This window comes from Streptomyces sp. NPDC058534, assembly GCF_042717365.1.
In the GTDB taxonomy this organism is placed as follows: Bacteria; Actinomycetota; Actinomycetes; order Streptomycetales; family Streptomycetaceae; genus Streptomyces.
In genome coordinates this window covers 1-8,750 of sequence record NZ_JBHXNW010000145.1, presented here as the reverse complement: position 1 = coordinate 8,750, position 8,750 = coordinate 1, and the positions used below count along the sequence as shown (strand labels likewise).

Genomic DNA, 8,750 nt, shown 5'->3' with positions numbered 1-8,750 from the left:
GAACGGACGCTTCCTTTGTACTCACCCGAGATAATCTCTCGCGGCTTTCCTCCGGGCGCTTCCCTTCGGTCTTGCGTTTCCGACTCTATCAGATCTTTCCGATCCGATTTCCTCGGTGCTTTCCAGGTTCCCGCTTTCGCGTTTCCCTTTCCGGCGGTTCCGACTTTATCAGAAGTTCCGAGTCGGTCTGACCGGCTCGTTCGTTTCCGATTTGATCAGGAGAGTGCTTCGTCGAATTCGAGATTCGGGAGGAAGCAAGCAGATTTTCACTGTGACCCTCTGGGATGAACCCGTCTACAGGCAACTGTTCAAATCTACCTCCCCGCTCGCTCCGTGTCAACGGCTCTCGCGGGAACGAAGAGGACACTAGCAGCTCACCCAGGGTCCATGCACATCAGGCGGCCGTGGGCACCGTGGCGCTGCGCTCGGACTCCTCCACGTCGCCCGACTCGCCTTCGCGTACGGCACGACGGCCCAGGACATAGACGTAGGCGAGGAAGGCCAGTTCGGCGACGATCCCGATGGTGATGCGGGCCCAGGTGGGCAGGCCGGACGGGGTGACGAAGCCTTCTATGGCGCCGGAGATGAAGAGGACCAGGGCGAGTCCGATGGCCATACCGACGGCGGCTCGGCCCTCTTCGGCCAGGGCGATGCGCCGGCTGCGGGGTCCCGGGTCGATCAGGGTCCAGCCGAGGCGGAGTCCGGTGCCCGCGGCTACGAAGACCGCGGTCAGTTCGAGGAGGCCGTGGGGCAGGACGAGGCCCAGGAAGGTGTCGAGGCGCCCGGCCGACGACATCAGACCGAACCCGACGCCGAGGTTCAGCATGTTCTGGAACAGGATCCAGATGACGGGCAGGCCCAGGAAGACGCCCAGGATCAGGCAGAGCGCGGCGGCCCACGCGTTGTTCGTCCAGACCTGTGCGGCGAAGGATGCCGCGGGGTGGCTCGAGTAGTACGTCTCGTACTGACCACCCGGGCGGGTCATTTCGCGCAGTTCGGCGGGCGCCGCGATGGTCGACTGGACCTCGGGGTGCGTGCCGATCCACCAGCCGAGGAGCGCCGCGACTGCGGTCGACAGGAGTGCGGTGGGGACCCACCAGTGCCGGGCCCGGTAGACGGCGGCCGGGAACTGGCGGGTGAGGAAGCGGGTGACGTCGCGCCAGGAGGCTCGGCGGGTGCCGGTCACGGCACTGCGCGCGCGTGCCACCAACTGGCTCAGGCGTCCGGTCAGCTGGGGGTCGGGCGCGCTGGACTGGATCAGGGAGAGGTGGGTGGCCGTGCGCTGGTAGAGGGCGACGAGTTCGTCCGTCTCGGCACCGGTGAGTCGGCGTCGGCGCCGGAGCAGGGCGTCGAGGCGGTCCCATTCCGCGCGGTGGGCGGAGACGAAGACGTCGAGGTCCATCGGTGTGCCTGCTCCTCGGCTATCGTCAGCGGCTCGTCGTGGATCAGCTTGTCGTACTGCGGCGCGGTGCGTCCTCAGCTTGGCAGACTGGCGGGGACGGAGGGAGTCGAGGGAAGGGCGGCGGGCGTGAGCGAGCTGGTGACGGGCGAGGCGGTGGCGCTGGAGTTGCGCCCCGCGAGGCTGCCCAGCAGGGCGTTGGCCGTGCTGCTCGACCTTGCGGTGGCCGTGGCCGTCTACATAGCGGTCACCATCGCCCTGGTGGCTTCGACCGCCTCCTTGGACATGGCAGCGCAGACCGCGCTGTCGATCGCAGGCTTCGTGCTCGTACTGGTGGGTGGGCCTATCGCCGTCGAGACGCTCAGCCATGGACGGTCGCTCGGGAAGATGGCGTGCGGGCTGCGGGTGGTGCGGGACGACGGCGGGCCGATCCGGTTCCGGCACGCGCTGGTGCGGGGCTTGATCGGGGTGATCGAGATCCTCATGACGTTCGGGGTGGTCGCCTGTATCGCCTCGCTGGTGTCGGCGCGGGGGCGTCGGCTCGGGGACGTGTTCGCGGGCACCCTGGTCGTGCGGGAGCGGGTGCCGGTCGCGTCCGCGGGGTTCATGCCGCCGCCTCCGCCCTGGCTGGCCGGGCGTTTCTCGGGGCTCGACCTGTCCGCGGTACCCGATGAGCTGTGGCTCGCCGTCCGTCAGTACCTGACGCGGATGGGGCAGCTCGATGCCCGCGTCGGCTGGGCCATGGCGGAACGGCTCGCCGCGGACGTGGCGGCTCGGACGGGCGCCCCGGTGCCGCGAGAGGTTCCGCCGCCCGCCTATCTCTCGGCCGTGTTGCAGGAACGGCAGGCGCGGGAGGCGCGGCGGGCGTTCGGGGGTGCAGCCGCGGGTGGGGATCCGGCGGCGACGGCACCGCCGCTGCCTCCCGTCACTCCTGTCGCTCCTGTCACCCCTGCCCCTCCCACGCCGAGTTCCACCGCGGTGCCTCCGGCTGCGCCGTCGGACGGGCGCCCCGGAACCGGAAAGGGAACCGGTACGGGGTTCGTGCCGCCGGCGTAGTTTCACGGGAACGCGGACGGCGGCGACTCCAGGTCCTCCAGCTCGATGCCGGGGGCCGCGAGCACCACGTCACCGGCGATGTGCACGGCGTGCTGCTCGCCGGTGTCCAGGGCTGTGACCTGGTATTCGTCCACGGTGAGGGGGCCGTTGTCAGTGGCGTGTGCTTCTCTTTTCAGCAAGGCCCAGGACTGGTCCACGGTGCGGGGGGCGAGGACCGGGTCGGTGAGGGCGACGAGGCGTAGGCGCATGGCTGATCCGGAGGGGGTGAGGCGCAGGAGACGGGTGACGGCGACGAGGAAGGCCGGGGAGCTGCCGGTGAAGGCGTGGGCGCGCACATTGCCTTCGGTGGCGTGGACTCCGGTGGGGTCGGTACGGACCCAGGTGATGCCGTCGATGGCCGCGCCGCGTACCTGCCAGTCGGCGGCGTGGAGTTCGAGGCGGATGGGGCGGCCGAGTTCGTCGAGGGCGAGGTCGACGGAGCCGTGGGGGTCTCCGGCGGGCGTGGTCAGCCGGGAGACGTAGCGCCAGCCGGAGGGTCCGGGGGCGCACTGGAAGTGCTCTTCTGCGAGGGGGGTGTGGTCATGCGGATCGTGGAGCGAATAACGGCCGCGGGGCATGGTGGTCCTGGAGGGTGACGGGCTGCTGGTCCGGCCGCTGAGGCGCCAACGGGACAGGCCCCCGGCACGGGGGTGCGGGGGCCTGTCTCGGGGGAGCCGGCAGGGCTCAGTAGCGGTAGTGGTCCGCCTTGTAGGGGCCCTCGACCTTGACGCCGATGTACTCGGCCTGCTCCGGGCGGAGCGTGGTCAGCTTGACGCCGAGGGAGTCGAGGTGGAGGCGGGCGACCTTCTCGTCCAGGTGCTTGGGCAGCACGTACACGTTTGTCGGGTACTCGTCGGGCTTGGTGAACAGTTCGATCTGGGCCAGCGTCTGGTCCGCGAACGAGTTGGACATCACGAACGACGGGTGGCCGGTCGCGTTGCCCAGGTTCAGCAGGCGGCCCTCGGAAAGGACGATGAGGACCTTGCCGTCGGGGAACGTCCAGGTGTGGACCTGCGGCTTGACCTCGTCCTTGACGACGCCGGGGAGCTGGGCGAGGCCGGCCATGTCGATCTCGTTGTCGAAGTGGCCGATGTTGCCGACGATGGCCTGGTGCTTCATCTTGGCCATGTCCGCGGCCATGATGATGTCCTTGTTGCCGGTCGTCGTGACGAAGATGTCGGCCTGGCCGACCACGTCGTCCAGCGTCGAGACCTGGTAGCCGTCCATCGCCGCCTGCAGGGCGCAGATCGGGTCGATCTCGGTGATGATCACGCGGGCGCCCTGGCCGCGCAGGGACTCCGCGCAGCCCTTGCCCACGTCGCCGTAGCCGCAGACGACAGCGGTCTTGCCGCCGATCAGGACGTCGGTGGCGCGGTTGATGCCGTCGATCAGGGAGTGGCGGCAGCCGTATTTGTTGTCGAACTTCGACTTCGTCACGGCGTCGTTGACGTTGATGGCCGGGAACAGCAGGGTGCCGTCGCGGTGCATCTCGTACAGGCGGTGGACGCCGGTCGTGGTCTCCTCGGTCACGCCGCGGATCTCGGACGCCAGCTGGGTCCACTTCTGCGGGCTCTCGCTCACCGTGCGGGTGAGGAGTTCGAGGATGACGCGGTGCTCGTCGGACTCGGCGGTGTCGACCGAGGGGACCTTGCCGTCCTTCTCGTACTCGACGCCCTTGTGGACGAGGAGGGTGGCGTCACCGCCGTCGTCCAGGATCATGTTCGGGCCGCGGGTGGGGCCCTCAGAAGATGATGCAGCCGGCCAGGTCAGCGCCTGCTCCGTGCACCACCAGTACTCCTCCAGGGTCTCGCCCTTCCAGGCGAAGACCGGGATGCCCTGCGGGTTGTCCGGCGTGCCGTTCGGGCCGACGGCGATGGCGGCGGCCGCGTGGTCCTGGGTGGAGAAGATGTTGCAGGAGGCCCAGCGGACGTCGGCGCCGAGGGCGACGAGGGTCTCGATGAGCACGGCGGTCTGCACGGTCATGTGCAGGGAGCCGGTGACGCGGGCGCCGGCGAGGGGCTGGGCCTCGGCGTACTCCTTGCGGATCGCCATCAGGCCCGGCATCTCGTGCTCGGCGAGAGTGATCTCCTTGCGGCCGAACGCGGCCAGGGAGAGGTCGGCGACCTTGAAGTCCTGTCGGCTGTCGACAGTCGTCATTACGGGCTGCTCCTCGGGTTGGGTCGAGGTGGGTACGGCTGACCTGCGCGGCGGCGGACACAAGGGTGTCCCGGAAGAGGACACAGGCATGCCCGCGTACACGCAGCGCAGTCCGTCGGAGGCCCTCTCTCCCTCGGCCGGTCCGTCCTGGACCGCCCGACCGCCATCAGCAGCGACGTCTGGCTCCACCCCAAGCTACACCGCGGGCGCCCGCGGTCCCCAGTCCGCCTCCGAACACTTCCGGACGTTCATGGCGGCGCGGACGTCAGTGGGCGTCGGGCGGTGTGGCCGGACCGCCGGGGGTCGCCTCGGGGTCGGCTCCCTTGGCGGCCCTGGACTCGCTGTAGATGTCGGGCTCCAGGTAGATGACGCGGGCGATCGGGACGGCGTCGCGGATGCGGGACTCGGCGGCGTCGATCGCGGAGGCGATCTCGGTGGCCGTGCCGTCGTGGCGGACGGCGATCTTGGCGGCGACGAGCAGTTCCTCGGGGCCGAGGTGGAGGGTGCGCATGTGGATGATGCCGGTGACCGTGTCGCCGGCGACGATCGCGGCCTCGATCTGCCGGACCGCCTCGGGGCCGGCGGACTCGCCGAGCAGCAGGGACTTGGTCTCGACGGCCAGGACCAGCGCGATCACGATGAGCAGCACGCCGATGCACAGGGTGCCGACGCCGTCCCAGACGCCGTCGCCGGTGAGCAGGGCGAGTCCGACACCGCCGAGGGCGAGGATCAGGCCGACGAGGGCGCCGAGGTCCTCCAGGAGGACGACCGGCAGTTCCGGGGCCTTGGCGTGGCGGACGAACTCCTTCCAGGACTTCTGTCCGCGCAGGGCGTTGGACTCCTTGATGGCGGTCCGGAAGGAGAAGGTCTCGGCGATGATCGCGAAGATCAGGACACCCACCGGCCAGTACCAGTGCTCGATCTCGTGCGGGTGCTTGATCTTCTCGTAGCCCTCGTAGAGGGCGAACATGCCGCCGACCGAGAAGAGCACGATGGAGACGAGGAAGGCGTAGATGTAGCGCTCGCGGCCGAAGCCGAAGGGGTGTTGGGGGGTGGCGGCGCGCTGGGCCCGCTTGCCGCCGAGGAGCAGGAGTCCCTGGTTGCCGGAGTCGGCCAGGGAGTGCACGGACTCGGCGAGCATCGACGACGATCCACTGAAGAGGAACGCCACGAATTTCGCTACCGCGATCGAGAGGTTGGCGAGCAGTGCCGCCACGATCGCCTTGGTTCCGCCTGACGCGCTCATGTGTCGCGTTGTCCCTTCGCCTTCGTCTGCGTCCGTACGCCGGTGGGGGCGCGGCCGGTGACCGGCTTTGCCCCTCCTTTGCGGTGCGCCATTGTTGCAGCCCTCGGTGGCTCCCGAGTGCCGGGTGATCCGTCGTGTGCGCGTCAGGCGGGTGTCAGACGCGCACGGTGGCCCGGAAGATCGTGCCACTCCCGGACACTTCGGCTTTTTCGCCCGCGGGGACGAAGACGGAACGGCCGGGCGTCAGTTCGTGTTCGCCCGCCCGTACGGTGCCCGCCGTGCAGAGCAGGATCTGTGGGGTGGGCAGGGTGAGGTCGTGGGCGCCGGTGCCCTCGGGCAGGACGTGGCGGGACAGGCGGAACTCGTCGATCGGGGTCTCGTAGACCTCTTCGCCGTCCGGGGACGCCTCCGGGCGCAGCACGCCGGGGTCGCCGGCCTCGAAGCGGACGATGCGCAGCAGTTCGGGGACGTCGACGTGCTTGGGGGTGAGGCCGCAGCGCAGGACGTTGTCGGAGTTGGCCATGATCTCGACGCCGAGGCCGCTCAGGTAGGCGTGCGGGATTCCGGCGCCGAGGTACAGGGCCTCGCCGGGCTGGAGCCTGACGTGGTTGAGGAGCATCGCGGCGAGGACGCCGGGGTCGCCAGGGTAGTGGTGGGCGATGTCGGCGTAGGGGGCGTACACGCCGCCGAGGCGGTCGCAGGCGGCCGCGACCTCGGTGACCGTGTGGGACATCTCCTCGGGGTCGGCCGTGAGGACGGCGGTGAGGACCTCGCGCAGGGCGGCGTCCTCGGGGTGTGCGCGCAGCAGGTCGACGTACGGCTTGAGGGAGGCGACGCCGAGGCCGTCGAGCAGGTCGGCCGTCTCGGTCGGCGGGCGGAAGCCGCACAGACCGTCGAACTCGGTGAGGGCGCAGATCAGTTCGGGCTTGTGGTTGGCGTCCTTGTAGTTGCGGTGCGGGGCGCCCACGGGGACGCCGCGGCGTTCCTCGTCCTCGTAACCGGCCCTGGCCTGGGCGAGGTCGGGGTGGACCTGGAGGGAGAGCGGGGCGCCGGCGGCGAGGAGCTTGAGGAGGAAGGGCAGCCGGGGGCCGAACTTGGCCACGGAGGCGGCGCCCAGTTCCTTCTCGGGGGCGGCGTCGACGACCTCGGCGAGGGTGCCCCGGCCGGTGCGGGAGGGGGCGCCGGGGTGGGCTCCCATCCACATCTCCGCCTGCGGCTCGCCGGTCGGCTCGGTCCCGAGCAGGGTCGGGATCGCGGTGGTGGAACCCCAGGCGTAGGGGCGGACGGTGTTGTCGAGGCGGTCCATTGGCTCTCTCTGCCGGTGCGTGTCCTGTGCGTGCGGTGTGTTCCGCGTGCGGTGCCTTCCCGATGGTGTGTACGGGATCAGGCGCCCGAGGCGAGCGCCAGGTAAACGGCGGCGAAATCCGTGATGGCGATCAGTTCGGCGAGGGTCTCGAGTTCGCCGCCCGCTTCCGGCTCCAGTTCGCTCATCGGCGTGTCGTGGCTGAGGGCCAGTTCACGGGCGTTGGGGGCGGCGGTGAGGCCCCCGCTGGGGCGGTCGCGGAGGAGCACTACGCGCGCGTGCAGGGCGGGTGCCTCCTCGACGCGGTCGCGGAAGAAGTCGTCGGGGTCGGCGCCGGCGGCGAGGCGTCCGGCGAGCAGGGCGCTGTGCGCGGCGAGGGCCTCGGGCAGGTCGGCGACGACAGCCGGGGTGCCGGACAGTTCGGCGAGCGCGGCGGCGAAACGGCGGCCGGCGGGGCCGGCGGAGGTGCCCTCGGTCCAGATCACCGGGAGGGAGTCGGCCAGCTCGGCGGCCAGGGTCTTGGCGGGGTTGCTGTAGGTCACGATGGCGGGCCCGCAGCGTTCGGCGATGCGGTCGAGGCGGTCGGCGATCTTCTCGACGGCCTCGGGCGGTGCGTCGAGCAGGGCGGTGCGGTCGAGGAGTACGAGCAGCGGCGTGAGCAGCGCCCACAGGACTCCGGGTGCGGCACCGGCTAGGGGTTCGTCCTGGTCGTACGGGGCGGTCGCCATCGGGATGAACAGGCTGTGCGAGGCGTTCACCGACTCGCTGAGCGGGGAGCCGGCGGGGGCGACGGCGACGACCGTGCAGCCCCGGCGGTAGGCCTGTTCGGCGAGCAGGGAGAGGCCCGGCTCGGTGCCGTCGGGGGTGGTGATCAGCAGGAGGTCCACGGAGCCGGCCCAGCCGGGCAGTTCCCAGCGCAGGGCACCCGCGGCGGGGGCGACGCCGGTGGGGGCGAGGCGGGTGACGGGGCTGCCGGCGCCGGCCAGGGTGCCGAGGAGGTCGGCGGCGTGGGTGGCGGCGGCGCCGGGGCCGGCGATCAGGACGGCGCGGGGGCGGCCGTCGGGCTTGAGGTTGCCGACTCCGGCCTCGGCGGCGTGCCGGACTGCGGTGCGTACGCGGGCACCGGCCTCGGCGGCGCCGCGCAGCAGGCCGCGGTGGTCGGCCTCGGTGAGGCGCTCCGGGGTGTCGAGGAGCGATTCGTCGAGCATGGCGGCAGGTCTCCGATCGCCGGGGCGTTCGTTCGGTTGCGCGGGGTCGCGGGGTCGCCGAGTGGCCGGGGTGCCGGGTCGCTTCGCCGTCGGTCAGGCGGGGCGGCGGGCCTCGTCGACGAGGAGGACGGGGATGCCGTCGCGCACCGGGTATGCCAGGCCGCAGTCCTGGCCGGTGCAGATCAGTTCCGCGGCCTGCTCCTTGAGGGGGGCGTGGCAGGCGGGGCAGGCGAGGATCTCCAGGAGGCCGGCTTCGAGCGGCATGGGGGTTCCCTTCGGGGGCGGTTCGTCTTGTGCGGATGTGCTGGTCAGGGTACCGCCGGTGGGGGCGTGGTGTAGGGG

The 8,750-nt window shown here is 70.9% G+C and carries 8 protein-coding genes; 1 reads left to right on the top strand and 7 read right to left on the bottom strand.

From position 1 onward, the window contains the following. Positions 1–394: 394 nt before the first annotated feature. A complete protein-coding gene (locus tag ACFWR9_RS41930) occupies positions 395–1,402 on the bottom strand; it encodes a stage II sporulation protein M (RefSeq protein ID WP_383852719.1) in 1,008 nt (335 codons plus the stop codon). Positions 1,403–1,528: 126 nt separating this feature from the next. On the opposite strand from ACFWR9_RS41930, the gene ACFWR9_RS41925 reads away from it, so the two are divergent. Continuing rightward, positions 1,529–2,455: an RDD family protein gene (locus ACFWR9_RS41925; protein WP_383852716.1), complete on the top strand. Its 927-nt coding sequence runs from the start codon at positions 1,529–1,531 to the stop codon at positions 2,453–2,455. Between the two features lie 2 nt (positions 2,456–2,457). Here ACFWR9_RS41925 and ACFWR9_RS41920 read toward each other — a convergent pair whose 3' ends face one another. The 6 genes from ACFWR9_RS41920 to ACFWR9_RS41895 all read right to left on the bottom strand — a co-directional run bounded on the left by ACFWR9_RS41920 (position 2,458) and on the right by ACFWR9_RS41895 (position 8,672). After that, positions 2,458–3,072, bottom strand: coding sequence for a hypothetical protein (locus tag ACFWR9_RS41920; RefSeq protein ID WP_383852713.1), 615 nt, complete (start codon positions 3,070–3,072; stop codon positions 2,458–2,460). Positions 3,073–3,178: 106 nt separating this feature from the next. Further along, complete coding sequence (gene ahcY / locus ACFWR9_RS41915; protein WP_383852711.1) at positions 3,179–4,651, bottom strand: adenosylhomocysteinase; 1,473 nt, start codon at positions 4,649–4,651, stop codon at positions 3,179–3,181. Positions 4,652–4,916: 265 nt separating this feature from the next. Then, positions 4,917–5,897, bottom strand: coding sequence for a cation diffusion facilitator family transporter (locus ACFWR9_RS41910; protein WP_383852709.1), 981 nt, complete (start codon positions 5,895–5,897; stop codon positions 4,917–4,919). 154 nt (positions 5,898–6,051) lie between these two features. Continuing rightward, on the bottom strand, positions 6,052–7,203 hold the full coding sequence (gene manA, locus ACFWR9_RS41905; RefSeq protein WP_383852706.1) for a mannose-6-phosphate isomerase, class I: 1,152 nt from the start codon (positions 7,201–7,203) through the stop codon (positions 6,052–6,054). A gap of 77 nt (positions 7,204–7,280) precedes the next feature. Continuing rightward, positions 7,281–8,408, bottom strand: a complete 1,128-nt coding sequence (locus ACFWR9_RS41900) for an SIS domain-containing protein (protein WP_383852703.1) — start codon at positions 8,406–8,408, stop codon at positions 7,281–7,283. 93 nt (positions 8,409–8,501) lie between these two features. Then, positions 8,502–8,672, bottom strand: a complete 171-nt coding sequence (locus ACFWR9_RS41895; protein ID WP_383852701.1) for a Trm112 family protein — start codon at positions 8,670–8,672, stop codon at positions 8,502–8,504. Between the last annotated feature and the right edge of the window lie 78 nt (positions 8,673–8,750).